The organism is Mesorhizobium sp. M1227 (assembly GCF_040318315.1).
In the GTDB taxonomy this organism is placed as follows: domain Bacteria; phylum Pseudomonadota; class Alphaproteobacteria; order Rhizobiales; family Rhizobiaceae; genus Mesorhizobium.
The window spans coordinates 21,636-45,191 of record NZ_JAMYLZ010000035.1; the positions used below are offsets into that span (position 1 = coordinate 21,636).

Sequence of the window (23,556 nt, forward strand, 5' to 3'; positions counted from 1 at the left end):
CGATGAAGGCACGGGGCATCCTCGTCAAGGTGAGCGTGCGGGCGCATTGAGGAGGCGTTCGGATGGATCAAGACGGTCGCCGGACAGGCGAAGACGAAGTTGCGTGGCCGCGACCGCGTCGGATGGGCCTTCACCTTCAGCGCCGCCGCCTACAATCTAGTGCGGCTACCGAAGCTGCTAGCGGTGCCGACGTGACGCGCGAATGCCTGGCTGCGATCCCGGACACCTCGATCTCCGGCCGCCGGGTGGCGCGTGAACTGACGGAACTGATCGCCCGGCGCGGCAAGCCGGGCATGATCGTCTCCGACCACGGCACCGAGTTCACCTCGAACGCGATCCTCGCCTGGTCGAAGGATCATCAGGTGGAATGGCACTTCATCGCGCCGGGCAAGCCGATGCAGAACAGCTTCTGCGAAAGCTTCAACGGGCGGATGCGGGACGAGTTGCTGAACGAAACCCTGTTCTTCGGCCTCGACCATGCCCGAACAACCATCGCCGAATGGGCAGACGACTACAACCGATCGCGCCCACATTCGGCGCTCGGATACATCACGCCTGCGGCTTATGCCGCCAATCTCACCGCAACGGACGATCGGCCGATCGGCTGCGCAACCCCGACCAGCTCCGCCGATCACCCGTTGCTCAACCCGCGCCATACGACGTAAAACCCGCCGAGGCTCTAACTGCAGCCGGATGGAAATTCAGCGGCAGGTCACAGCCCATGCCCCATGTCGCGGTTCTTCGAGAATACCGAATGGTCCCAAGCAGCAGCATCGACGCCGATGCCGACGAACCAGCGGAACAGAAGATCGTGTTCGAGCGCTCCATCAAAAGCCGTTCCGAGCGGATCGAATAGAACGCTGCAACAGCATCGCCCGCAGCAGCTTCTCCGGTGGGATCGACGGCCGCCCGATCGGCGAGTACAGCGCCGCGAACTCCCGCTCCAGTGCCGAAAGCACCTCGTTCACAATCGCCCGAATCGTCCGCAACGGATGATCGCGCCGCACCCGCACCTCAAGGTCTACGTAGCTGAACAACTCGCCACGGAACTTAGGCGAGAACATCATCTCAAGCAGCGCTGTTATTCAATCTCCGTCACCTCAAACAGCGCAGTATCATCACTCGTTTTAAGAAACAAACTGTCGCGTTTGCTAATCGTCAAGACTTCGCCTTCTCGCATCGGATGGGATGTGCCATTGATTACTGCCGTTGCATCGCCTGCGACTAAATTGATGACCCTGCTCTTTCCGGGCGCAACTTCAGCGCTCTGATTCCCAAGGAGCGAGTATTTCGAAACCAGAACCGTCTTTGGTGAAAGCACCCGGATGCTGTCTTCGCCAGGCGCCCCAAACGGGACCAGGAGCTGGCCTGCGAATTCGTCTCTCAAGACGAGGTCGGGTGCTTTCACTTCCTGCTCGACCAAGACGTGGGCCTCGGTCAGTGTTCGCCTAGTCAACGGTTCTTCTGCATTTTGCGCAATGCCAGGAGCCGCCCAGGATATTGCGGTCCAGACAGTGCACCACCACAACGTATTACGGTTCATCACTGAGCTCCCACGGCTAACGGCTAGGCCGCTCCCTGACGCGCGCTACGCCAGCCGACCAAAAGTAACCGGGGCTATCAGTCGGTCCGAAGCGCATATAAATAGCCTGCTGTCGTTGCGACGTAAATCCTGTCGGAAGTCAGTACCGGTTCTCCGGAGATGGCTCCTTGGAGCGGAACCTCAGCCACGACCTTCGGATCGGGGACGAGACGAAATCCAAACTGCGTGCAGTTCGGCGTCTCAACATCGGGGTGCTCGCACCGATACCCGCTCGCCGGTTCGATGCTTGGGTCGGCGAAGGCTACAAGCCACCCAGAACGGGTGCCAACAAAAATGAACCCATCTCGTCCGCTCGGCACACCGAGAGAGTAGGCTTCGCCAGGCGTGGTTCGGGGCACATCAATAATCCACCGCAATCGCTGCTCCGCCGAAGAACACACATTAAAGGAATGAAGGCGAGCATAGTTCGAGATTTTCCTTACATTTATGTTCAAGCCGCCAGCCATCGTGACGAAAGTGTCGTTCCAACCGAGACCGGAACGGAGAAACCGTGTGTCCCCGTGCTCCGTCCAATTATTTGTCGGTGCAAACGGGAAGCCAGTTTGTGGGTACTGCCATGCCAAATCCGCCCCGCTCTGGTTCGCGGATTCGGTACGGACGGCGTAAGTCCACCCGTCCTTCATCGTAGAAACAGCCAGCACTCCGCAGGGGCTCTTCATTATAGTCACGCCAGCCGCCCAATCCGGATCATCATCTAACTCGACCGGCACCGGCTGCAATTTCCACTTAAGGCTGCCCGTCAGTCCATCAAGCTTTAGTAGGGCGAGGGCATGATTTGAGACGATCTGATCGCCTGGTCGCAAACCGGCTCGTATGTTCCCGGTCGTCGCATAAACGTCCATCCCATCGGAGGCGAGCGAACTCCAGATGCCTCCGCCGCGCGGCGACGCAGCCTCAAAGGAGAAGTTCGCGTCAAGGCTGCCGTCGCTCAACCGCACCGCCTTAACCGAACCAGCCTGGATTGGATTGTCACAATGGTTGGCGATGCCGACATAGACCCTATCGTTGACAACTAGCGGCGCCGAATAGCCAATCTGCTGGTGAGTTTCCTCGAATGCCTTGGCAACCTCCTGATCGTTCGCAGCTTCATACAGGCTGGTCAGTCCGGTTATCGGCGCTAAAGCATCAGATTTCCAGATAGGGCCCCCGGTCTCGATATCCAAGGCAAAGAGCCGCCCGTCACCGAGTCCCGCACCTATAGAGCGGTCCGGGGCGCCAAAGATTACCGCATTGCGCCCATCGACTTGCGCGATCACTGCGCTTGCGGCAATGCCGTAGCTCGACGGATTACAAGTGAATTGTGAGGTAAGGGGAAGCTCTCCGGCGCGAGGATACTGCCAAAGCTGTTTCAGAGTAAATCTATCAAAGGCATAAAACACACCATTGCCGCCACCAATAAACAAGCGGTCTCCGTGTACCACTGGAGACGACCAAAATCCCCGGCTACGCGGCGGCGCTGCGTGGTCAGTTAGAGGAGGGAGCTGCCACTGCACATCGACTCGGAGCTTTTGAAGTTGCGAGAGTGTGTAAATATCGTGGTCAACGGAAGCAGGCGCGCCCGTTCGCGCCGGGTCGCCCCGATAAGTCGCCCACTGCGCCTCCGCAGTGGAGCAGAAAAGCAGAACTGCTGCCGCGAGAAACGCCGAACCGGTCTGTCGCGAGGACCGATTACGGCGCAGCGGTGATGATCCGAATTCGAATATCCACATGCTGTTCGCCCCGATTCTCTAGGAGGAACGACTGGCCGGATGACAACGACCAACTCGAACCTGGTTGAAAAGGCCTCTCAACGATAGCCCCTCCTTCCGCATACATAACTTGTCCACTACCGCTAAGTACCAAGTGCGTTGAAGGGCCACGCAAAGCGATGCCTTCCGTTTGCTGGCCAGGGCCAACCAAGACATCGATTATTTGAATTCGGAGGCCATCAACCGTCGAGTCGTTAAATACGCGAGCAAGGAGCCCGCTCGCGAGTATTCTGTACGGCTCGCTTGGTACGTAGGGCGAAAAAGTCGGATTGGCTGGCAGGGGAAGTGGCTCAGCTATCGCCACGGTCGCAATAAGAAGCGATGCAATCACTCCGCAGGTTGCATTACCACCACCTATTCCGGAAAGCCCCCGCCGCATTTTTGTTCGCCTTGTGAAAAACGCACGCTTGATGCAGATCACACGCGACTGCTGCAGCGCTTCCTACCCGCGATCCAACTTATACTTGCACGTTTCTACTCCGATAGTAAAGGGGGATCGCGAGTCGGCGCAAATCAACGGCGCTCTGCAGGCGGATTTCCGTCCACAAGGTAGGCCAAGAGCGACAGGCAATCATTTTGTCGGTACAAGCGTCTGAAGTCGGCGCTACTAGGCATGCGTCACGAGCAACTTGCAGCTACAGGGCAATTTCGTCAGCGCTCGTGTAGTCGGAACAGGTAAATCCCCGCGTTAAGCTCCACTCCGACGTTAGAGTTTCGGGCCAATTGATTTTGGCTTACCCGGGTCTCGGGACCGATTAGCGGTTGCGAACCTCTCAATTCTGGAAATGATTCCCAGTGGCCTCTCGATACAATCCAGTCAGTTCGCCAAAGTGCGAATGCCTTGCATGACGTATCTCTCTTTGAAGACCTCGACGTTCGAGCGGCTGGCGGTCGATCAGGGGTTGCTTTTCGTCAACATCGCGTTGGGTACAAGCAGCGGTCTCCAGTTCGTTCTGCCTGCATACTTCCCATGTTGGCCGGTGACGCGGTCCCATAGAACCGCGAAGCCCTTTGCGGAAGCGTGCAGCATGGACCTCAATTCTTCGGCCCGGCGCTTTTCGTGTTTGGATTGGAGGTCGCGTCGTTCGGCGCGATGACGTTCGACCCCTCGCCAGCCGCTGTTCCTCCAGTGTTTGTGCTGCTTCTGCAAATTCGGCCGTGATGCTGTCCATGAAGCCGGTGAGCTTCTCGCGCACCACACTGGCGACCTGTGCCTGCGGCACGTCGATGTGCTCGTTCTCAGCCTTCAGCAGATGCTTGCCGAGATCAATGGCGCCACCGCGCTTGCTGTCCTTCAAGATCATGGCCGAGGGCGGTCATCAGCCGCCTCTGAGGGCATAGTATTCGCGCCATGGGCTGAGGCTGTCGCACCGAGCCGCATTTCCCCTGATCCGGCGCCTCCAACAGTCGCTAGCCCGAGCCCCCCTCCCGTGGGGGATGACCACAGTAAAACAAGCCTTAGCGATAACTTGCAGGAGCCAGAGGAGCAGAAAATGCCCTGTTCCCACGCCATGCTCCATCCTGCTTGGCGCAATCTCTATAGCCGTCGGCCTCAAGCATTTTAGCGATCAGCTCCTCGAACTCCCGCCAAGAAAGATCATCGAGTAAAATCAGCTTGCGCTGAACGTTCTGCAAGAGCCCTGAGCTCGGCGCAAGTTTTTGAAGATTACTCTGCGTGTCCGGCCGCGCCAAGGAATCGCTGCCGAAGAATTCGAACGTGAACTGCGAATCCACAGCTATGGGTGGGACCTCGGTGGAAACAAACAGAGCACGTGAGCCAGGGAACCGCGCAATGGCGCTAGCTACTATTGCTTCAACCTGATCACCAGCCCAATCCACTTCGTCGAAAACAAAAAGCCAGCGCGTATCGGCGGCGACTTCCCTCCACATCCGATCAGGATCGCGGGCAAGTGCGGCATAAGTCGTAGTAACCGATACGTCGCCTGCCGCATCAACCGGCCACGGGTCAGTGCCTTGACCGACGTGTTGCCACTGTTCCCCTAGTGCACGGTGGGCACTTATGAGCAGAACCTTATCCACCAGGCCAGCCGCAACCATGCGGGTCGCCGCAACGTGCGATGTCGCGGTCTTCCCCATACCCGGTGCTGCGACGAGCAACGTTCGCTGATCGCTTCGGGTAAGGAAGCTTTGCAAGAATTTTTCTTGAAACGGCGCAAGTTGTAGCGGACTGAAATCCGTCATCTGCCTTTGCCAAACATTCGGCCAATCTTGAGATTTACAGGACGACTGGTGAGGACTCTTACCGCCTCACGAAGCACTGCATGCGCCTCTTTCACGAGCGTTGCATCGCGCTCGAACTGACCTTCTGGTCCGCCAACGAATTTCTCGCCGTGGAGGTAGCTGTTGCGCACACGGCAGACGCCATTGACGATGAGCTGCGCCACATTCGTGAGAGGCTGGGTTTTCTCAGGCGACCATTTCATGGTCGCGAGCAGGCGTCTTGGTGGATCGCCCACGAGCGTAATCGCGATTCCACTCGCCACGATATGTTGGAAAAATTCTGGCCCGAGTTTCTTGGCGAACTCGTCCCAATCGGCCTCGGCGATATCCTTATCCTTGCGCAAGTACCCAGACCTTTTGAGCGCATGCTCGGTTTGCGCAAAGGTTCGAGCGAAGTCCTCTGCTTCCTTATATGGATTTGTCATTACGGCGACCCCTCCTCAGACCGGTAGCCTACCGGTCGTAGTGGTTCGCGACAATTGCGAGGGCATGCCGTATAGCCGGGACAGGATTCTCCGCACTAGAGAGCGTTGGGCTGGAAGGCAAACCCATGTCTGTTTTCCCGGCCTCGTTCGCCCAAGGCGGCCGGTACCCTTCTGGCCCCCCAACAATTGGGCTCTGACTAGACGGCCAGTTTTGTACTGCGACAGTAGCGAACCGAACGACCGCAATGAGGTCCTTTCACGCCGGGAGCGTCACCATCAGCTTTTCGCTCTTTCAGCCTGAAAGCGGACCACCCGCTAAGTCTCAAGACCCGGTCTTTTAGGCCAGTCAGCATCTGAGCTCTGCGAACGGCAGCTCCCGGGATTGACGATTGGACCATCGAGTGTCCGGGATGGGCGCAAAGCAGTCATCGTCTGACGCGGTCGGTGCATTTTTTCGGCCATCGGTCGCTGCCAACGCTACGCTGGGGTGCTCCCGACGGCTCGGCAGTAACCAGCGCGGTGGCGGGCCGAAAGGATTCGACCGTGTTCCCTCTGCCTTCGGAGGGCCCTGCTGGTTGATCCTGCCCGGAGCATCAGACTAATGATCGCGCTTCCCTCCGGCCTTTTTCTAGCCGGCAGCCCGAGACGGTCCTACCGTGGTCAGAACCCCCTTTCAGTCCTGCGCGAAGTCGGCGTAGAGATGCGTGAGGCACCGGTATCGACAGATGTTCTCAATGAAGATTGCCTTGTCGATCCGAGCGTAGGAGGTCGTCTCCGTTCATCATTCGCGGACGCGACCATCCCAACCAAGATTTGGTTTGAGGTAGAAGATGACGGAACCACTGTATCTGACACCGGAGGAAGTGAGCGAACGTTTTCGAGGCGCGATCTCGACCGGGACATTGGCCAACTGGCGAGCAATGCGCGTCGGGCCGGCTTTCGTGAAGATTGGAAAGTCCATCGTCTATCCCGTGGCCGACCTAAACCAATGGGCGAATCAGCAAACCGTTAAGTGCCGCGCGACAAATCGACTCAACGGGAAGGAACATGAGCAATCGTGAACCTCGTCGAATAGAGCTCCCTACACACCCCAGAAACCGCCCTCACCTACTTCGCTATCACAATTTTCCCGTTAATTATCAAGTAGATAGGGGGTGGCGACGGGTGGCACATAATGAGCATCATCACGCAGCTCGTGCGGGGTCGGCGGCAAAACAATCAGAGTGCCAAGCCCTTGATAGAAATCTGACGACGGAGCCCTTGCCGGTGCCGCTAACGCAGCTTCACTCATCGGCCCAAGTCGAGGGTGATGGATAAGCTGAACGTCATAGGGCCCTGCCGGCCCCACGGCCGTGTAGCGCTCACCGCGAATGTCGTAGCTCAATATCCGCTGTTCCGCGTTCGGAAGCAACCCGAAATGGCCACAAGCGGCACTCTACTGCGAGGCCCCGACTACATCCCATGCCGAGCAGTCTGCGTCGACCGGTGCTCCGCCTCAGCAAGCGGATGGCGTGGTTGGCCGCTAAGCCCTGCGGTCAACAAGGACTTACAGAACGCAGGGGTGAGCTTGCCGCGGTGGATTACGACGTTATTGTGACCGATCGCAGCCCGGGCGTCCTGCCACTGCCGATTGTAGCCGCGCTGTTCATTGGATTTGACGTGGCAAGCGGCGAAGGAGGCCATCCAGCGTTGCCAACTGCGCCGCACCTACCGGCCGGTTCGTATGGATGTGCACCCACATCGGATTCGGCATTGCACCATTGCGCAGCGCCTTGGGTTGCAGCCTGATCTCGAACAGTTCCCCTGGCTCGCCCTTCAACGCGCGCGGTAGATCCGCAGGCGTCAACTCCTTGGCCTCCCGCAAGTTTTCCAGGTACTTCTGCGACGGAAATGCGTAGGTTTTCATGCAATCGATCGTATTAGTGGCCTTTCGCTTGTTCACATCGTTGGCCACTCCCCGCGCGTCGGACAACATCACCTTGAGCCGGACTGTTTTCTCGTGCACTTCGCGCACATGCGCAGACGTGAGCAGGCCGCGTCGACGAGGCTCTTCCAACGCGTCCAGACAGGCCTGCATCTCGGCGGCCTGCGTCTGCAGGCGTTCGACCACGATGCCCACTACGTGATCGGCGTCCTCGGGTTTCATCTGGCGCGCTTGCGAGACGGTCCTTTGCTGACCAGCCAGATCAACCGCTTGAGCAGTGGCGTCAACGACTGCATCGACGGCGGTGCCTGCCAGACTGCCAAGTGCGCCGCCGCCGCCGCCGCACTCGCATGCGCCTCATTCGCGCTCACGAGCTTCTTCGTACCCAGATCCGAGCGCACGAGAACCTTGGCTGCGGGCGCTGCGTCGTCGTCGTTCGCAGCAACTTGCGGCGCCGGCCGCCCGGCGGCCAAAGTCTCGGCGCCCGCGGCCGGCTTGCTCTTGCCTTTCCCTTTCCTGCGGGCTGCGGTGCCTTCGGCCATTTCAGCTTTGCCCGCAGTGTCGGCCGTTATCGTAGCCGCCGGCGTTGCAATGATGGCGGGCCTCTTCGGCTGCAGCGCCAGGAGGCGCATGACATCGTGCGCAGTGATCCACGCGTCGTCCATGATATGGCACAACAGGTCCAGTGGGAGGCCGGCACCTGTTGGGTCATTGCCTAGCTTGGCAAGCATGTCTTGCAACGCCGATCCAAATTCCGAAAGTCGCTCCATGACTCCTTCCAGAACAGCGCAGTGCTCTGCGTCGAGTGGGCGCCCTTCGCGGCGAAGAACAGCCTCGGACGTGGAGATAAATGCCGGAAAAACGTCGGCGATAAAGGTTCCCAGCAGACGCACCCGCCCGTTCTCACCCATGAGGGTTTCTCTCACGTCTGCCCCAAACGTGCTCGCCAGCGGCTCAATCTCGACCTGTGCGAGAGCGACACGCGATTCCAGCTGCATGCACGTCGTGTACAGCGCCCAGCCGGTGTGCAGCCGCAGCGTCGCCTCGTCGTCCCGCCGCATCTCTGCCGCTGTACCTGGTATGTTGACAGTGGCGGCGCAGGCAGAGCGCGTCCATTCGCAGCGCCGTGCTTTTTTCTCCCACCACTCCATGCAAGGCACATGGTCCTTCGCCACACTGGAAGCCACTCGGCTCAGCTGGTCGGGGGTAGCGTTGGATTGGAGCGTCCGCTTGAGCAGGGCTGCCGTACGCTTCCTGCGCTCTTCCAAGGGGAAAATAGTCTCTAAGGCCAGTTGGTTGCATTGGTCCGCCGCATCGAGCACGGCGTAGCGGTATCCACGCGCCTCATCGTGGGACAGAATGCTCCGCGCCACAGCCGGCGGCAGGCTCGCGTAGTAGTCCAGAACTGTTGAGCCTGCCTTGACGAACCGATCGGCCAGCTCTTGCCCCTCCTCCGAGTTCCGGGCTTGCGCGGCTGCATTGCGGCAAGCGTCCAGTTCCTCAATCAGGCCGTGCATTCGTTGCTTGGCTGCGTTGATTTCTTCGCCTGTCAAGGAGATGGGGACTGCCACACCCGACCGCGTCGGCGCGGCTTCCGTGGCACCGGGAAGAGTGCCGTGGTGGCGCAGGAGGGTTTTGGCTCAGAATCATGGAACACGATGAATCATCGCGGCGCATTTTGTAGAGCGAACGATAAGTCTTGCACGACCAGCCATTTATCCCTCGCGAGATCAATGCCGCGGGCAATTAGCAGGCGAACTCCGTCCGGACTGAGTACCTGTTTCAACGCGGGCAAAAGAAGTTGTGTAGCCATGTCACGAAATGCTTGGTCCGCTTCTCTGCCGGCCGATGGTCCATGAAATCCCCTCTGCACGCACGACGCCGGAAACCTCCTTGCCGATATGATGCTCAAGCACCCGCCGCCATGGCACCAGCGTGAACTCGCGCGATTTCTCGATGACAGCGTATTTTCCGCCGGCGAGCTCGACGGAGCGGCGGAGCGTGCCTTCTATTCGACCTCCACTCTGGGCTTCAGAATAGGGCAGACCGAATTCGTCAGACAGTTGACCGGCAACACGGTTCAGCTCACGTTGACGCAGGATCGAAAGCATGTTGGCGCGATAGACGATCCGGTCCTGCTCTTCCCGAGCAAGACCTTGCGCAATCAGCCACTGCTGTCGACGGGCCTGGACCTGACGTACTTCGCGACCGAAGCCAGAGTCACGCAAGGGCTCAGGATGAGCTGATACGAGCTCCTGGTCGATCCAGGTGGCGCCGTCGAAGCTGACTTGGCTCTCCAGCAGCATTGATGAGAGCTTGTCGACGACAACAGGCTCGGCCCTCGCTCGCTGACGCTCGTAGCCCGCGACACGGTCGAGATGATCCGGTGCGACGATCCAGGTGCCGTCCGGCTCGCGCTCGACACGACCGGTCGCCCGGCGGATCGCCTCCAGTCGCCGCACGTGCGGCTCGGTAAAGCGTTCGGTGGCCGACGGGTCATGCTTGAGATGGATATCGATGCTGTAGCGCCCGTCATGGGCCGTGGCGATCTCGGCAATTGTGCGGTCGACTTGCCTTGGCCCGGTGTCCCTCGGCGTGACCCGCACTATGCAGCCCTCTGGCGTCGGTTGGGTGGCCTCGCCTTTGCCGATATCAACATAGTGGCTTTTGCCGTCCACGCCGTCGACGACGAGGTAATGGCGGTCAGTGATTTCGTCGGCCAGGCCGCGCGCAATGATGCGGCCGACGACAGGCTGCATCTGCTCTGCAGATCGATCATGGACAACATAGTCGGCGGCACTGCGGGCGAGCCCCTTGCCGGTCAGTTCGCGGTGCATGGTCTTGATGATGTCGCCCCGCTCGCCGATGCGGCGCAGCGTCGCTTCAAGCTCGCCATCAAGGCGCCAGCGGCCCGAGCCGACTTCCTCAGCCAGACCCATCCGCTCGAGCTTGCGCAGGCGGCCCTGGTGCAGCGTCTGGCGAAACGTGTCTCGGCTGGCCGGTGAGACATGCCCCTCATGGTCGCGGATGCGGAGCAGCTGCCGATCGATGCTGGTGAAGCGTTCCCGCTCCATTTCCTGGCGCAGGCGTTGCTCGATCTCGCGGTCCGTTCTCGGGCCAAGGTCGAGGCTGACCAGCTCCGCCGCCCGTTCACGGATTCCAGACGAGATGTAGTCCCGCGCGATGACGAGGTTTTCGCCGCGCTCGTCCTTGCCGCGGACGATAATATGGGCATGCGGATGACCAGTGTTGAAATGATCGACGGCCACCCAGTCGAGCCTGGTGCCGAGGTCTTCTTCCATCTGCGCCATGAGGCGCCGCGTGAGCGGCTTCAGGTCATCATACTCGATGCCGTCTTCAGGGGCGACGATGAAGCGGAAGTGATGCCGGTCGCCATCGGCACGATCGATGAAGGCCTTGCCATCGACGCGGTCGCTGTCGGCGCTATAGAGCTCGCCAGGCTCGCCTTCGCGGGTCACGCCGTCGCGCTGGAGGTAGCGAAGGTGTGCACGTGCCCCGTCAACACCCTTGCCGGCCAGCTTGACGATACGGGCCTTGACGACGGCGCGCCGCTGCCGAAACGCCGCGTGGGGGTCGCGCGCTCTGAGAACGGCGGCAGCAGCCCCGCCGCGCCCCGCCCGGCTTCCGATGAAGCGGCCACGGCGACCGCTGCCGCCGCCGGCTCGGTTGATCGCGGCGCGGATCTGGCCGGCGAAACGCTTGCCTGCCTTCGAGCCGCGCGATCCGATTTTGCCCAGGCTCGGCTTGAACTCTTCATCCTGCATTGAGCCTCCTAGTAATCTTGAGCAAAATCAAAACTTTGTCGGCAGAAGCTCTCCTGACGCTGAAGGCAGCCTCCATGAAAAACGATGTGCAGACAAAGACTTCGCCGCCTCCAGGAGGCGATGCCTTTATCTTGCCTTCCCGGACCTGCCTCCCTGCCCCGCCCGACCCACGGTACCCCTGCCCTCACCTGCGATCCGGCCGGCCTGATCTTGCTCGCTCCGATCCGAGCGGCACCACAATTTGGCCATTCGGATTGGTCGCGGAAACACCGTTTCGCAGGAAAAACAGCGACTGGCCGGACGGGATTTCCGGCGCTTTTCCGGAACGGGATTTGCCGGTGAACGCGTCCATGTCGGCGGCCGAGATCCCCGCCGCCTTGAGCTCTTCCAGATACAAAACCGTCTCGCTGGGCAGCGGTCGCCGACGCTGCAAATGCTGTTCGTAGCGGTCCGGCCCGGCGTTATAGGCGGCAAACAGGCCGGGAAAGCCGAAGCGGTCATACATGGCGCGCAGATAGGCAGTGCCTGCCAGAATGTTGTCGCGAGGGTCGTGCGGATCGGCTCCCAGGCCAAGCTCTGCGCGCAACTCCTCGTAGGTGCCGGGCATCACCTGCATGAGGCCGACGGCGCCGGCGTGGGAGGCGATCGGCCGTCCATTCAGCTTTGTCTGCCCCCGGCTTTCGGCATCCATGACGGCATAAATCCAGGGCTGTGGAATGCTGAAACGCCGGCTTGCCTCAGCTACGTAGTGCTGCCATCTTGCCAGCTGCGGACCACGGGAGATGGCGGCCGGCTGAGCGTCGGTCGCGGCGGAACAGGCGCATGGCGCTATCGCGACCATGCCGAGCATCAGGAGGGTTACTCGGTCCATAGCGGCACGAGCCTCCCGGCAATATTTTCGGCCGGCACCGGCCCGAAATAGCGGCTGTCGAAGGAGTGATTTCTATCGTTGCCGAGCAGGAAAACCTCGGCGGCGGCGAGCTTGCGGCAGGCATTCCACCAAGGCAGCGGACGGTGCTGCGTGTCGGTTGCCAGCCGGCGCGCGACAATTTCGCCGCCGATGATGATGGCGTCGCCGAAGGCGCAGACATGCTCGCCAGGCAGCGCGGCAAGGCGCTTGACCAGCGGCACGTTGCTGGGCAGATAGAAGCGTTCGGCGGCGAGATCGGCGACCGGTTTTGGCGGGCGGACGAGCACCAGGTCGCCACGAGCCGGTGATCCGGACGCGACGCGATAGAGGCCGACCGGCGCACTGGCCGAGGCGTTCCAGACCAGCCAGGGCGATGGGTTGTCGAAAGCGGCGAAGCCGATCAGGCTGAGGCCTATACTGGCCACGGCGATCGTCTTGCGCGCCCGAACGCGCCGCAGATGGCTGCCGATCAGACGGGTAGTGGGACGCCGGCTCATGAGCGGCCTCCCTCACCGGCCGAGCCGGAATCGTGCCCGCCATCCTCGGATCGGGTCTCCTGCGCGCGTCCCTTCGACCAGTCGTCGAGCTCGTCGATGTGATAGCGGACATAGCGGCCGTGCTTGCGAAATTGCGGGCCACTGCCTTTGAGCCGCATCTTCTCCAGCGTGCGCTGGGACAGCCCGATATAGAAGGCGGCCTGCGCGGTGTTGAGAAACGGACTGCCCTTCTTCGCGCGGGCCGCGCGTTCGTTTTCGTCGTCCATGATGGTCCTCGTTTCGCTACGGACAAGCGAAGGCGAGGATCGGCGAGCGAGATCATTTTGGGGACGGGCGAAGAGTGGGGGGCGAGTTTTCGCCGCCCCTTCTTGAGAAGAGCCCCGCGCCGGGTGCGGCGCGGGGCGCGGGGCTGGCGGTTCAGTCGACCGGGTTCCAGATGATGGCGTATGTGTCGTCATCGTCCTGGCCGGCGGCGCGGCCGAGATTGGCGTAGAGCTTGCGCGGACCGAACTCCGGGGCGGCAATCGACAGGCTCACATAGTCCTTGCCGGAGGTCTCGCCGGTGCGGATCCAGCCGGCCCCTACTTCGACCCCTTGCGTCAGCACCCGGAAGTCGGGATGGGTGTCGGCGCTCTTTGCCTGATTGGGCACGATGTCGATGTCGGCGCGGACGCTAAGCGTCTTGAGCTGGCCCTTGTAGCCGCCGTTTTCCTGTTTGGTAACGTATCCGATCGCGGTCATTTTCAGTCTCCTTTGGTGCTCGCAGGGGACCATTCCCCTGCGATGGCGGACCGTGATGGGCGCGTCCGGACCGCCGGAACCCGGGACGGCCGCAGCGATAGCGGAGGACCCGAGCGGGCAGCTTTTTTGAAGCGAAGCGGCGCGAGGAAGCCGCCGCAGGCGGCGGGGAAAAAAGCTGCTGGCGAGGGTTTCGGGCGGGCCGGATCCGCCCATAGGTCGTCAAGCCAGCCGCAGGGGAATGGTCCCTGAGACACATGGAGACAGGTGGCGCGATCGGTGACACAAACGAGCAGGCGGCATTACAGGGCGCTGGCTGCGGGGGCTCTGTCGCCAACCGGATCGGTAATTGGCCCATGCGCGGAGCGCCTCGGCAAGCAACCCGGCGCGGTGCAGGGCTGCCGAAACGGGCGCGAATTGGCGTCGGGATTTCTCGCGCAAGGCACTGGCTCGACAAGATGACCAATCGGCAGCCGGCGCGGCCCGGAGCGGCGCGCGCGATCTGAGCGGCGGCACTCGAAAGAACCGCCGCTTGACGCTAATCGGTTCATTCGCGCACGAACAGCGGCTGCACATGTGTCCGCTGATCGGCGGTGCGGAAGCCGCCGCGGCTGGTGTAGCTTTCGGCCGGGAATTTCATCCAGCGCGGCAGCCAGGTCTCAATCTTCTGGCGGCCGTTCTCGCCCGCCAGGAAGTCGCGGGTGATCTTCTTTTGCGTCTTGACCTTCTCGGCGACATTGCCGTCCGCGACCAGCTTGCCGCCGGCCTCGGCCAGCATCGAATTGGCGATTTCCTTATCGCGCAAGAGGTCGAAGAAGGCATCGTCCGGTTGCCACAATGTGCCCATATCGACGTTCAGATGGTTACCGAGCGCCTCGATGACGGCGCTGCCGGCTGCAAGCTTCTCGGCCATGACAAGGGTGAGAACGCGCATGACATCGTCGTCGCACAGCGCCAAGAGGCGCGCGAAGACGCGGGCGATAGCAAAGGCGTCGCCATTGCCGCCGGCGACCACGCCATCCTCATCCGGTGATCCGAGCAGGGCCAACACTTCGCGCAGCTTTTTGCCGAATGCGGCTTCAGCCTTGCAGCCGGCAAGGCTGGCAGTCACCGTCTCGTTGGCTGCTCGCTGCGGTTCACGGCGCACCTGCCACAGGCCGGAACCGGTGATGGCGTGCGCCACCACGAGGCGCAGCGCCACGGCGGGATGGTCGAACATGGCCGCGCGCACGCCAGCATGGCGATGCAGATCGACATAGTTCTGCATCGGGCCGGTGAGTTCGGGGCGCGGCGGCTTGGCGGCTGTTTCTTCTTGCTCGCCGCCCTCGCGGGCGCGGCGGACTTGCTTGTGTGACAGCCAGCCCTCGTGACACTCGACCTCGCCGCGATACGTGACCGCGATGAAGACCTTGCCGCCCTTCTTCTTCGGGGTCTTCTCGTGGTCCCATGCGTGGAAATATTGGCCCGGTTCCAGCAGCACCACCTCGCTCCAGCCGTCGTTGAGATAGGTGTCGCGTCTGGTGGCAATCGCTTCGTTCTGCTTTTGCCAGAACAGGTCGGCATCGGCGAAATAGCTGTCCTCGCCGAACAGGTCCGACGTGATCAGGCCGGGATATTCGTCGATGGCAAACAGCGCCACCTTGGTGGAAATCGACTGGCCGCCGAACAGCCATTGCTTCAATTGATAGCCACGCGGCGCGTATTGATCGGGATCGGCACAGAGTGCCAGCCAGTCCTTCTGCTGCGCCTTGGACGCCATGGTGAGATGGCGCACCGTCTCGGTATCGATCTCCTCGCGCCGGTAGGCTTCGCGGATTTTGGGCAAGAGGTCGCCAAGCGCCAGAATGCGTTTGACCTTCAGGTCAGTGATGCCGAAGGTCGCAGCGATATCGGGAACGGTGCGGCCTTGCCTGACGAGCCGCGAAAACGTCTCCCATTGCGATACTTCGTCAGGATCGAGACGGGCGAGGTTTTCGATCAGCGAGGCTTCCAGCGCATCGGCGTCGTCGCCATCCTCCATGATGGCGCAGGGCAAGGGATCGCCTTCGCCGCGCTCGTCGGCAAGCGATTTCGCGGCGAAATAGCGCCGCCTGCCGGCGACGATCTCGAAGCTTTCCGGTTGCCCGTTCGGTCGCACAAGGAGAGGCACCAGCACGCCGCGCGCACGCACGGAGGGCAGGATGTCGGAAATGTCGGGCGCGCGTCTTCCATGGCGCATGTTGAGCGCGGAAATGTTGAGGTGATCCAAGGGGATGTGGGCAAGCTGCATGGCTACTCTCCTTCGCTTTGGTGAGGTTGTCCCCGCCGCAGATGCCGACGGCCGGCGCGGCGGGACGGTTTTTGCGCCTATCGGCGCTGCTGTTCCGCCGTGTCGGGCGGAAGCTCGGAATGGGACTTTGAAAGGGCGTCTGCTGCCTGCCGCAGAAGTCGCTCGGCCTCGGTGATGTGGCCGCAAATGCGGGCGGCTTCGGCATAGGCGGAGAGCGGATAGCGCGCCTGGAAATGCAGGTCGCGCTCGATGCCGAGGCCAAGCGGACCTTTTGCGGATGCAAGCTCGGCCAGACTGACGCTGCCGAGTTCGGGGAAGCCGAAGCCGAGATCGCAAAGGCCGAACAGCGTGTCGCCATCGGCGTCGAGTTCGCTCAGAAGCCACGTGGCGGCACCTGTGGGATTAAACAGTTTCACAACGGGAAAATGGTCGGTTTCGGCGTCGGCGGCGCCATTGGCGAGCAGTCGTGCGCGCAGTGGATCGGTGATCAGGATCATGGAAAGACTCCTTGTCATCAGAACAGGTCGAGTTGATTTCTGCTGGCTTCATCGAAGAGGCCGATATCGAGCGGCTTTTGCGCCGCGCGCGGACACATCGGCGCGTCCATCAGGAGGGTGAGCCGATCGCGCGTGGTGATCGGCCGGACACCGGGAATGAGCATCTGCTCGCCTTGCGGCGTCGGCTCGCTCGCGGTCAGTTGAGGATCGCGCATCGTCATGCCGCAATCCCTTCCTGCGCCTCGCCTTCGGCATCGGCCTGAAGGCCAAGCAGGAAATCGGCGGCCTTGGAGGCAAGACTGGCGGCACGGAAGATCGCGCGGTTGTCCTCGCGCAGCACCTTCAGCCATGAGCCGATGTAATCGGCATGACGCACGGTCGGCTCGATACCGAGATTGCTGCAGACGAAGGCGGCAGTGATTTCGGCGACCAATTCTTCACGCGCGTAAGCCTTGGAGCCGAACGAGCCGGAGAGGTCGCGAGCAAGCCGCGTCGGGTGGCCGGTCCAGTGGCCAAGCTCGTGAAAGCAGGTCCGGTAATAGTCGATCTGCTGATGGAACGCCGGCTGCGGCGGCACCTGAATGTGGTCGCTGCCCGGCATGTAGAAAGCGCGATCGCCGCCGACTCTGAAATCCGCACCGCTGGCGCGAATGAGCGTCTCGGCCTGCGGCACGATCTCGCACTGAGGCAGCGGCTCGGCGGCGGCATAGAGGTCTTCCGGAAGATTATCGCACTGCGCGACATTGAAGACGGTGAAGCGCTTCAAAAAAGGCACGGCCTGTGGTTCATCGCCCTCGTGGCGTGCGCGCTCCTTCTCGTCCTTGGGGACAAAGCGGTCGGCATGCACGATGGTCGTGCCGCGCTCGCCCTTCCTGACGTTGCCGCCAAGGACGAGCGCCTGCCGGAAGGTGAGCCAGTTCTGGCTGGGATAGCTGCGCTCGATGACCGCGCCCCACAGGATGAGGATATTGATGCCGGAATAGGTGCGCCCAGAGGATGCATTCCTCGGCAGGCCAAGGCCTGCCTTTGCGCTGCCCCATGGCTTGACCCATGGCACGGTGCCGCGCTCCAGCTCGGCAATGATGCGGTCCGTGATCTCCTGATAAAGGCTGGCGCTGGGGCGCCCGCCCTTGCCTGCGCCAGCCTCTCCGCTGGCGGAACGCTTGCTGTTTGCATGCATCGTCTCATCCTCCGCTCGCCAATCGCCGCGCCTTTCCCCGGAAGCGGGGTGGGCGGCGAGTCGCGACCGGAAAGGCCCGCCGTGGGAGGCGGACCGCATCCGAAGGACCGGAACGAAGAGGAGGACCCTGAGCGGCACGCGAAGGGTTGCGGGCTGCCGCGGCGGGCCTAGAAGGGAGTGCCGCCCACCCCGCGCCACCGGGAAAGGCCAACAGACAAACCCCGCCGCCCGCAAGGGCGGCGGCCGTCACAGCCCGAAGGGCTGCCCACGCCAAGGGGCGAAGCCGAATGGCCGAGACCGCCTGAGCTTGCCGAAGAAAAGCGGGCTCGGTTCACGAGCACCTGGTGCGCGTCGTCAGGCGCGCGGGCGCCCGCCAGGACGGCAGGCTGGACAGATTTTTCGAACGGATCGCGATAAATACTTCAAATGAATGCTGCACCGAAAACATGTGCGATGCAGCATTTTCGCAAGCATTTACCACGGACGCTCAGACCCGAGACTTCCGCCACCCAGCCTTGCGCGCGGCTTCCTCCGAACAAAACCAGCGCTCGCCTTTCAACAGGTTGATGCGCGTCTCCCAGTAATATTCCTGTCCGGGAACATGATAGATTCGCTCGCCCGTGTTGTAGCTGATATTGGCTTTGATGTTGCAGCCGACAGCGGCAGGGCCGATTTCGAAGGCAAGAAAGCCAGCCAGGATTGTTCCACCAGCAACGATCTTTGCCCACAACGGAACGTCCTTCGAACGATGGCGCTCGCCATACCTGCGACGGTTGTACCGATTGTCTTGATAGCGATGGTTGCCCACGCCCCTTCTCCCCGAAGAGAGAATGCGACGTTTGCAGCCTGGAGTCTATAAGTCTGGTCTAATTCACCGGCCCTGTTCCGAACCATTGAATGAACGGCGCATCCTTACCCGTGATATCCTTCACCGTCTTTAACAGCGCGTCATGGGTGCGTTGGAGAGCCCGGTAATGGTCGCTGCTAGGTGATAGAAGCGGCTGGACGATGCTCTTGTGCAGCCGTTCCGCCTCCGCCAGAAAGCGCTCGATTTCAGCCTGTGAAAGCTGCCTGGAAAGTTTGGTCCTAGCCATTGCGATCTCCGTTGAGGAATCGCCCCACCTAGGATTATCATCCTATATCGGCATGGCCTGGTAAAGACCCACCCGCAGCGGAATGGCAGCTTGCCGAAGAAAAGCGCGCTCGGTTCACGGCACCGGCGCGAGCCGTTAGGCGCGCGGGCGCCCGCTAGGACCGCAGGCTGGACAGAATCTCGCACGGATCAGCGTCAAGCGCCGCAGTTAAGTCGAGAAACTCGATGACGTCGAGACGACGCTCTCCACCCTCGTACTTGGCCACGAAGGATTGGGGACGATCAAGCTTCTCGGCCACCTGCGCCTGAGTCAGACCTTTGGCCTTGCGCAGGGAAACCAGCTGGGCCAGAAACCGCTGGTGGCGGGGCGATCGAAGAGACTTGGGCATGTAGGCGAACCGGTCGGGTAAAGACCGGATCAGCGACTAATCCCGGTTTCGGATTATCCCATTTTGGGATATGCTGCGGGCGCTCAACAGGCGAGGTTCGCAGGCATGAATCGATCAATGGGAACAGATGAGAGTCGAAGCTCAACGTTGAGCGATGAAGTCCCCTGGTCGGAGAACCTCACGAGCTACGACAGGGAGCATTTCACGATCTACCTGCGGATCCTGGATGCCTGCGCCGACAATGCCAGCGAAGAGGAGATGGCCGATCTCATTCTCGGCATCGACCCGGCCCTTGAACCGGTCCGCGCCCGCAAGGCTCTTCGCAGCCATATCGACCGGGCGAACTGGATGGTGACGACCGGCTACAAGGAACTGTTCGCCGGCTGACGCACAGCACGGATTGTCATGCTCTTCAAACAAGGAAGTTCAGATACCCGTCACTCATGAGCGCACGGCCGCGAGAGACGGCGCGGCGGGAGCGGTCACAACTGGTTCGCGTGCTGTTTGACTGCCATTTCCAGTGCTTGGCTCAGAGGCACAGCCTTGGAGAACAGGAAGCCTTGAGCGGTTCGGCAGCCAAGCTTGTGCAGGGTTTGCCGATCCGCCTCTGTTTCGACGCCCTCGGCCATGACCTCGATCCCGAGCATGTTACCGAGATCGATGACCGATTTGACAAGCAGTCGGTCCTCTCGGGACTTGGCCAAGCCGCGAATGAAGCCCTGGTCTATTTTGACCTTGCGTATCCGACTGTCCTTGAGCGATGCCAACGTAGAAAAGCCGGTGCCGAAGTCATCGAGCGCGATGGAAATGCCGGCATGTGAAAGCCGTCCGAGCTTTTCATCCACTCTGTCCGGGTCAACCGGGGATTCTTCGGTAATCTCGATCTCGAACATCGTTGCAGGGAGACCTCTTGCCGCCAGACCATCCAGAACCATGTCGTCGATATCGCCGGCTTCCAGTTCGCGCGGTGAAACATTCATCGCCACACGGAGATCACGACAGTCAGCTTTCACCAAGCCGTCGATAAAAGCACAACAGTCGGCGAATACGGTTTGCGTCAGCAGCTGAAGCATTCCGGTTTCGCGTGCAGCTGTGATGATTTCGGGTGGAGAGATGGCACCATGAGTCGGATGGGACCACCTCAGCAAGGCTTCAAAGCCGACCACGGCCTCGGTGTCGAGTTTCACGATCGGCTGGAACCAAGGTTGCAAGCTTCTCGTCTTTATCGCCGAATGAAGGTCCCGTTCGACGGACTGGCGGCGTTGCAGTTCCCTGTCGAGTTCGGCATCGAACAGGCAAAATTCGTTCCTGCCACGACGCTTGGCCGTATAAAGGGCGATATCCGCCCGCAACAACATTTCGGTCAGGCCCGGGCTTTCCGCCAGATATATTCCTATTGATGCCCCGACCCGGACGGACGCGACCTCCCGATAGGGGCGGGCAATTTTTGCTATGATATTGGAGGCGAGATCATTGGCAGAAAGCGAAACCCTCGTTGAGGGAAAAAACAGCACGAATTCATCGCCGCCGATACGAGCGAGCGTTGAGCCTTCCGGTGCTTCCTCCTCTATGCGGCGGGCGATCCTGACAAGCAGTTCATCACCGGTCCTGTGACCGTAGGTATCGTTGACGGATTTGAACCCGTCCAGGTCAACCAGCATTGCCACGAAGGGGCCATCCGCGGTCTCGAACCGTCCGATAGCGTCTTCGAGGCCACGCCTGTTGAGAAGGGCCGTCAGGTGGTCCTGCCTGGAACTGGCCTTCATCTCCGCCGCAAGCCGCTCGGCCTCATGCCTCAGGCGGCTCGCTTCGCGGAACCGTGCTTGCCCAACAAACGAAGCTCGAACCAAGCCGCCCATGAAGAGCAGAACGGTAAAAGCCAGAATGTAGTCTTCAAAATTGCCTTTCGCCAAAAGGCAACCCACCGTGATGAGGAGCGGAGGTGTGATGAAGTTGATCGCCGCCGCGGCATACGAACTGCCGTATGTAACCGCACCAGCTGAAATGCCCGCCAGAATGACCAGATGCAGCGGTGCTTGAGGTGTCGTGTATCCAACAGTCAGGACGGCCAGGAAGGACCAGGCAAACCCTGCCAGAAGAGCAAGGATGCCAAACCAGCGAAGCCGCGGCAAAACCCCCACTAATCCGTCATGGCGCCCCGTTTCCTTTAGCTGATAACGCGCGAGTGCAAGGCGGGCGGCATTTATCGCATTGACGACCAGGAACCAGATTGCAGCTGCAAAGCCGCTGCCAGAAAGGGCGTGCACCGCCCAAATCAGGCCTGACAGGATAGCGCTTATCGGCATCGACACGAAGAGGCCGGCCCTCAGGTCAGCAAGCTGATCCTGACGGATTTTGGCCTCCAGCGTGTCTTCATTCTTCGGGGCCATGGACGGACCAGCTTGCTCCCATCGTTGTTCGCGAGGACAAGCCTACGCAGGCCCACTGAAGGACGGGTTAACTATCCAGCGGGGATAACCAGTGTGCTCACCATGTCTTCGGGGCGCACGTCTGCCTCTTGGCCTTGCCGTCTGACCATCGAGCTCTTGCCCGCACGCGTGCCTTGATCCGAATCATCCCAGGATCGGCAACGTCACCATGGAAGCAGCCCTACCAACGGCATCAACGCGCCCGGCGAGACAAAAGGAAGCCGGGCCGAGATAGCGTTCCAGAGCGGCAGCGCTGCCTGCGATTCACCGCCTGAGCATGGCCGAAATGCCATGGCGGATAAAGGGAAGATATTGGGCAAAGCGAAGCCCTGCATGTCTTGCAAGCCGTGCCGCCGGGTGCTCGCCTGAGTAGAGAGCGACAAGTACATTCGTAGCATGATAGAGCGGTGCCGCCGACAGACGCAGCCGGCTTTCGTATCTGCCGAGCATGTCGGGATCAGCAATGTCGCGGCGCTCGCGACATGCCGCCAGGATTCTATCGGCGAGTTGCTTCTGGCCACTGAGGCCGATGTTGAAGCCATGCGCGGTCACCGGGTGCATGCCGAGGGAAGCATCGCCGATCAGTGCCGCACTCGGAGCCCAGAACTTGTGCGCCCAGGTCGTGACCAGCGGATAGGCATGGCGGGTGCTTGCCAAGGTCATCTCTCCGAAGCGTCCTCGACACCGGCTCGTCGATTCCATGAGGAACAAATCGTCGTCGAGAGCAAGCAGTCTGTCGGCCTCGCTTGAGCGCAACGTGAGAAGCAGCGACGACACGCCTTCCATGAGCGGCAACATCGCTATCGTCTGATGGTGATCGAACCATTCGACCGCGATCTGGTGATGGGCGCGCTCGTGCCTCACTCGGCAAATCAGCATGGAGTTGCCAAGCCGATTGATGTCGGCGCCAATGCCGAGCAGGTCGCGCGTCGCGGACAGACGCGAATCCGCTGCAACGAGCAGCCGAGCGGCCAGTTGCCTGCCATCAGAGAGCGTTATGACTGCTTCTTTGTGGCTGGTTGTTGCATTGACGACCGAGCGGCCGCACAGCAGCTGGGCATGATCCTGGAAGTGGACAAGCTTGAACAGGGCGTCGCGGATCCGACAATTTGGGACCAGAATTCCGAGTGGTTCCCCAGATCCGCTGGGAGAATCGAAGCTCAGGGCGAAAGGGCTCGATCCGTTGAGCACGCGCGCGCCTTGTAGCGGTGATTTGTCCGAAGCGGGGATGGCATCCCAGGCGCCGAGCTCGCGAAGGATTCCAACCGATGCGTGGGTCAGCGCGATCTCGCGACCGTCGAAAGCCGGATTCGCCAGGCTTTCGAGCGACTGCCGTTCAACCACTGCCACCTTGAGTCGGCTCTGGGCAAGCGACGCGGCGAAGGAAAGTCCGACCGGCCCGGCTCCGACCACAATAACGTCGAATCTATCGACAGAGCCGGCCATCAGCGTGCCGCCATTGCGTCGGCTATCTGCGACGAAGGGCACTGGAACGCATCGCAATCGATCCACGGTTTGCGGCTCATCTCCCCAAGCGTCTCCACGCGACCTAACCGTCCGTTAGACATCCGTTCTCCGTTCAAAAATGCTCAATGAAACCATGCCTATGAAGAGATAACCCTGATCTGGATCAACCAGGCTCGATAAACGCGGCAACGGCGGGTTCACGGTCGACTGGTCGACCGCCACACCATGGTCTGGTCAGGTCATCATGGAATGGCCGGCTTCCCGTTCGGTGCGGCCCTTTCCTGGCCGAAAGTTCGGCAACGTATTCTGGCTGATCCGTTCGCACCCGTCGCGCGCCGAAATCGGCATGACGCGAAGCAAC

General features: G+C 61.0%; 24 protein-coding genes and 3 pseudogenes. 4 read left to right on the plus strand and 23 right to left on the minus strand.

Going from position 1 to position 23,556, the window contains the following annotated elements; genetic code table 11:
- Positions 1-42 precede the first annotated feature (42 nt).
- Together NKH28_RS27905 and NKH28_RS27910 are read left to right on the plus strand one after the other, a co-directional pair.
- A pseudogene (locus tag NKH28_RS27905) lies at positions 43-195 on the plus strand (IS5/IS1182 family transposase); the annotation flags it as partial.
- Positions 189-578 (plus strand): annotated as a pseudogene (locus tag NKH28_RS27910) (integrase core domain-containing protein); the annotation flags it as partial. The pseudogenes NKH28_RS27905 and NKH28_RS27910, both read left to right, overlap by 7 nt.
- Before the next feature lie 152 nt (positions 579-730).
- Here NKH28_RS27910 and NKH28_RS27915 read toward each other — a convergent pair.
- The 6 genes and pseudogenes from NKH28_RS27915 to NKH28_RS27940 all read right to left on the minus strand — a co-directional run.
- Positions 731-1,067 (minus strand): annotated as a pseudogene (locus NKH28_RS27915) (transposase); the annotation flags it as partial.
- Between the two features lie 14 nt (positions 1,068-1,081).
- Complete coding sequence (locus NKH28_RS27920) at positions 1,082-1,543, minus strand: hypothetical protein (protein WP_352980904.1); 462 nt, start codon at positions 1,541-1,543, stop codon at positions 1,082-1,084.
- Positions 1,544-1,620: 77 nt separating this feature from the next.
- Complete coding sequence (locus NKH28_RS27925; protein ID WP_352980905.1) at positions 1,621-3,312, minus strand: outer membrane protein assembly factor BamB family protein; 1,692 nt, start codon at positions 3,310-3,312, stop codon at positions 1,621-1,623.
- Positions 3,313-4,124: 812 nt separating this feature from the next.
- The gene (locus NKH28_RS27930; protein WP_352980906.1) at positions 4,125-4,655 is read right to left on the minus strand and encodes a hypothetical protein; all 531 of its coding nucleotides are present in this window, start codon (positions 4,653-4,655) and stop codon (positions 4,125-4,127) included.
- 154 nt (positions 4,656-4,809) lie between these two features.
- Positions 4,810-5,553 carry a DEAD/DEAH box helicase family protein gene (locus NKH28_RS27935; RefSeq protein WP_352980907.1) on the minus strand — a complete coding sequence of 248 codons (744 nt, stop codon included), beginning with the start codon at positions 5,551-5,553 and terminating at the stop codon, positions 4,810-4,812.
- Positions 5,550-6,017, minus strand: coding sequence for a hypothetical protein (locus NKH28_RS27940; RefSeq protein WP_352668522.1), 468 nt, complete (start codon positions 6,015-6,017; stop codon positions 5,550-5,552). The genes NKH28_RS27935 and NKH28_RS27940 overlap by 4 nt, the downstream gene beginning before the upstream one ends.
- Positions 6,018-6,847: 830 nt before the next feature.
- Between NKH28_RS27940 and NKH28_RS27945 the strand changes: the two genes are divergently transcribed.
- Positions 6,848-7,078 (plus strand): helix-turn-helix domain-containing protein, encoded by a 231-nt coding sequence (locus tag NKH28_RS27945; RefSeq protein WP_095521422.1) that lies wholly within the window; start codon positions 6,848-6,850, stop codon positions 7,076-7,078.
- 71 nt (positions 7,079-7,149) lie between these two features.
- Here NKH28_RS27945 and NKH28_RS27950 read toward each other — a convergent pair whose 3' ends face one another.
- The 15 genes from NKH28_RS27950 to NKH28_RS28015 all read right to left on the minus strand — a co-directional run bounded on the left by NKH28_RS27950 (position 7,150) and on the right by NKH28_RS28015 (position 19,299).
- The gene (locus NKH28_RS27950; protein WP_352980908.1) at positions 7,150-7,401 is read right to left on the minus strand and encodes a hypothetical protein; all 252 of its coding nucleotides are present in this window, start codon (positions 7,399-7,401) and stop codon (positions 7,150-7,152) included.
- 261 nt (positions 7,402-7,662) lie between these two features.
- Complete coding sequence (locus tag NKH28_RS34545; RefSeq protein WP_502906672.1) at positions 7,663-8,163, minus strand: T3SS effector XopP-like protein; 501 nt, start codon at positions 8,161-8,163, stop codon at positions 7,663-7,665.
- Positions 8,160-9,494, minus strand: coding sequence for a hypothetical protein (locus NKH28_RS27955; protein WP_502906673.1), 1,335 nt, complete (start codon positions 9,492-9,494; stop codon positions 8,160-8,162). Before NKH28_RS27955 ends, NKH28_RS34545 begins: the two co-directional genes overlap by 4 nt.
- 261 nt (positions 9,495-9,755) lie before the next feature.
- Entirely contained in the window at positions 9,756-11,726 is a 1,971-nt protein-coding gene (gene rlxS / locus NKH28_RS27960) for a relaxase/mobilization nuclease RlxS (protein WP_352980909.1), read from the minus strand.
- A gap of 184 nt (positions 11,727-11,910) precedes the next feature.
- Positions 11,911-12,597 (minus strand): lytic transglycosylase domain-containing protein, encoded by a 687-nt coding sequence (locus NKH28_RS27965; RefSeq protein WP_352980910.1) that lies wholly within the window; start codon positions 12,595-12,597, stop codon positions 11,911-11,913.
- On the minus strand, positions 12,585-13,133 hold the full coding sequence (gene lepB, locus NKH28_RS27970; RefSeq protein ID WP_352683957.1) for a signal peptidase I: 549 nt from the start codon (positions 13,131-13,133) through the stop codon (positions 12,585-12,587). Before lepB ends, NKH28_RS27965 begins: the two co-directional genes overlap by 13 nt.
- On the minus strand, positions 13,130-13,399 hold the full coding sequence (locus NKH28_RS27975; protein ID WP_352980911.1) for a helix-turn-helix transcriptional regulator: 270 nt from the start codon (positions 13,397-13,399) through the stop codon (positions 13,130-13,132). Before NKH28_RS27975 ends, lepB begins: the two co-directional genes overlap by 4 nt.
- A 151-nt stretch (positions 13,400-13,550) precedes the next feature.
- Positions 13,551-13,874, minus strand: coding sequence for a DUF736 domain-containing protein (locus NKH28_RS27980; RefSeq protein ID WP_023672372.1), 324 nt, complete (start codon positions 13,872-13,874; stop codon positions 13,551-13,553).
- 544 nt (positions 13,875-14,418) lie between these two features.
- Positions 14,419-16,140: a ParB/RepB/Spo0J family partition protein gene (locus NKH28_RS27985; RefSeq protein WP_352980912.1), complete on the minus strand. Its 1,722-nt coding sequence runs from the start codon at positions 16,138-16,140 to the stop codon at positions 14,419-14,421.
- A gap of 77 nt (positions 16,141-16,217) precedes the next feature.
- The gene (locus tag NKH28_RS27990; protein WP_352717940.1) at positions 16,218-16,637 is read right to left on the minus strand and encodes a DUF2958 domain-containing protein; all 420 of its coding nucleotides are present in this window, start codon (positions 16,635-16,637) and stop codon (positions 16,218-16,220) included.
- A gap of 17 nt (positions 16,638-16,654) precedes the next feature.
- Complete coding sequence (locus tag NKH28_RS27995; protein ID WP_352549568.1) at positions 16,655-16,858, minus strand: hypothetical protein; 204 nt, start codon at positions 16,856-16,858, stop codon at positions 16,655-16,657.
- Positions 16,855-17,817 (minus strand): ArdC family protein, encoded by a 963-nt coding sequence (locus NKH28_RS28000; RefSeq protein WP_352618503.1) that lies wholly within the window; start codon positions 17,815-17,817, stop codon positions 16,855-16,857. The genes NKH28_RS27995 and NKH28_RS28000 overlap by 4 nt, the downstream gene beginning before the upstream one ends.
- 487 nt (positions 17,818-18,304) lie before the next feature.
- Entirely contained in the window at positions 18,305-18,625 is a 321-nt protein-coding gene (locus tag NKH28_RS28005; RefSeq protein ID WP_352529543.1) for a sunset domain-containing protein, read from the minus strand.
- A 58-nt stretch (positions 18,626-18,683) separates the two neighbouring features.
- Positions 18,684-18,911: a hypothetical protein gene (locus NKH28_RS28010; RefSeq protein ID WP_352529541.1), complete on the minus strand. Its 228-nt coding sequence runs from the start codon at positions 18,909-18,911 to the stop codon at positions 18,684-18,686.
- Positions 18,912-19,065: 154 nt separating this feature from the next.
- The gene (locus NKH28_RS28015) at positions 19,066-19,299 is read right to left on the minus strand and encodes a helix-turn-helix domain-containing protein (protein ID WP_023679646.1); all 234 of its coding nucleotides are present in this window, start codon (positions 19,297-19,299) and stop codon (positions 19,066-19,068) included.
- A 105-nt stretch (positions 19,300-19,404) separates the two neighbouring features.
- Here NKH28_RS28015 and NKH28_RS28020 point away from each other — a divergent pair, with 105 nt between their 5' ends.
- Positions 19,405-19,686, plus strand: a complete 282-nt coding sequence (locus tag NKH28_RS28020) for a DNA -binding domain-containing protein (RefSeq protein WP_352610886.1) — start codon at positions 19,405-19,407, stop codon at positions 19,684-19,686.
- A gap of 95 nt (positions 19,687-19,781) precedes the next feature.
- Here the strand turns inward: NKH28_RS28020 and NKH28_RS28025 are convergent, their stop codons facing one another.
- On the minus strand, positions 19,782-21,689 hold the full coding sequence (locus NKH28_RS28025; protein ID WP_352980913.1) for a putative bifunctional diguanylate cyclase/phosphodiesterase: 1,908 nt from the start codon (positions 21,687-21,689) through the stop codon (positions 19,782-19,784).
- A gap of 303 nt (positions 21,690-21,992) precedes the next feature.
- Positions 21,993-23,174, minus strand: a complete 1,182-nt coding sequence (gene ubiM / locus NKH28_RS28030) for a 5-demethoxyubiquinol-8 5-hydroxylase UbiM (RefSeq protein ID WP_352980919.1) — start codon at positions 23,172-23,174, stop codon at positions 21,993-21,995.
- Between the last annotated feature and the right edge of the window lie 382 nt (positions 23,175-23,556).

What these genes read in the sequence shown, in the direction of transcription:
- NKH28_RS27920 (WP_352980904.1), bottom strand. Translation starts at nt 1,543, where the DNA reads ATGAACCGTAATACGTTGTGGTGGTGCACTGTCTGGACCGCAATATCC.
- NKH28_RS27925 (WP_352980905.1), bottom strand. Translation starts at nt 3,312, where the DNA reads ATGTGGATATTCGAATTCGGATCATCACCGCTGCGCCGTAATCGGTCC.
- NKH28_RS27930 (WP_352980906.1), bottom strand. Translation starts at nt 4,655, where the DNA reads ATGATCTTGAAGGACAGCAAGCGCGGTGGCGCCATTGATCTCGGCAAG.
- NKH28_RS27935 (WP_352980907.1), bottom strand. Translation starts at nt 5,553, where the DNA reads ATGACGGATTTCAGTCCGCTACAACTTGCGCCGTTTCAAGAAAAATTC.
- NKH28_RS27940 (WP_352668522.1), bottom strand. Translation starts at nt 6,017, where the DNA reads ATGACAAATCCATATAAGGAAGCAGAGGACTTCGCTCGAACCTTTGCG.
- NKH28_RS27945 (WP_095521422.1), top strand. Translation starts at nt 6,848, where the DNA reads ATGACGGAACCACTGTATCTGACACCGGAGGAAGTGAGCGAACGTTTT.
- NKH28_RS34545 (WP_502906672.1), bottom strand. Translation starts at nt 8,163, where the DNA reads ATGAAACCCGAGGACGCCGATCACGTAGTGGGCATCGTGGTCGAACGC.
- rlxS (WP_352980909.1), bottom strand. Translation starts at nt 11,726, where the DNA reads ATGCAGGATGAAGAGTTCAAGCCGAGCCTGGGCAAAATCGGATCGCGC.
- NKH28_RS27965 (WP_352980910.1), bottom strand. Translation starts at nt 12,597, where the DNA reads ATGGACCGAGTAACCCTCCTGATGCTCGGCATGGTCGCGATAGCGCCA.
- lepB (WP_352683957.1), bottom strand. Translation starts at nt 13,133, where the DNA reads ATGAGCCGGCGTCCCACTACCCGTCTGATCGGCAGCCATCTGCGGCGC.
- NKH28_RS27975 (WP_352980911.1), bottom strand. Translation starts at nt 13,399, where the DNA reads ATGGACGACGAAAACGAACGCGCGGCCCGCGCGAAGAAGGGCAGTCCG.
- NKH28_RS27980 (WP_023672372.1), bottom strand. Translation starts at nt 13,874, where the DNA reads ATGACCGCGATCGGATACGTTACCAAACAGGAAAACGGCGGCTACAAG.
- NKH28_RS27985 (WP_352980912.1), bottom strand. Translation starts at nt 16,140, where the DNA reads ATGCAGCTTGCCCACATCCCCTTGGATCACCTCAACATTTCCGCGCTC.
- NKH28_RS27990 (WP_352717940.1), bottom strand. Translation starts at nt 16,637, where the DNA reads ATGATCCTGATCACCGATCCACTGCGCGCACGACTGCTCGCCAATGGC.
- NKH28_RS27995 (WP_352549568.1), bottom strand. Translation starts at nt 16,858, where the DNA reads ATGACGATGCGCGATCCTCAACTGACCGCGAGCGAGCCGACGCCGCAA.
- NKH28_RS28000 (WP_352618503.1), bottom strand. Translation starts at nt 17,817, where the DNA reads ATGCATGCAAACAGCAAGCGTTCCGCCAGCGGAGAGGCTGGCGCAGGC.
- NKH28_RS28010 (WP_352529541.1), bottom strand. Translation starts at nt 18,911, where the DNA reads ATGGCTAGGACCAAACTTTCCAGGCAGCTTTCACAGGCTGAAATCGAG.
- NKH28_RS28015 (WP_023679646.1), bottom strand. Translation starts at nt 19,299, where the DNA reads ATGCCCAAGTCTCTTCGATCGCCCCGCCACCAGCGGTTTCTGGCCCAG.
- NKH28_RS28020 (WP_352610886.1), top strand. Translation starts at nt 19,405, where the DNA reads ATGAATCGATCAATGGGAACAGATGAGAGTCGAAGCTCAACGTTGAGC.
- NKH28_RS28025 (WP_352980913.1), bottom strand. Translation starts at nt 21,689, where the DNA reads ATGGCCCCGAAGAATGAAGACACGCTGGAGGCCAAAATCCGTCAGGAT.
- ubiM (WP_352980919.1), bottom strand. Translation starts at nt 23,174, where the DNA reads ATGGCCGGCTCTGTCGATAGATTCGACGTTATTGTGGTCGGAGCCGGG.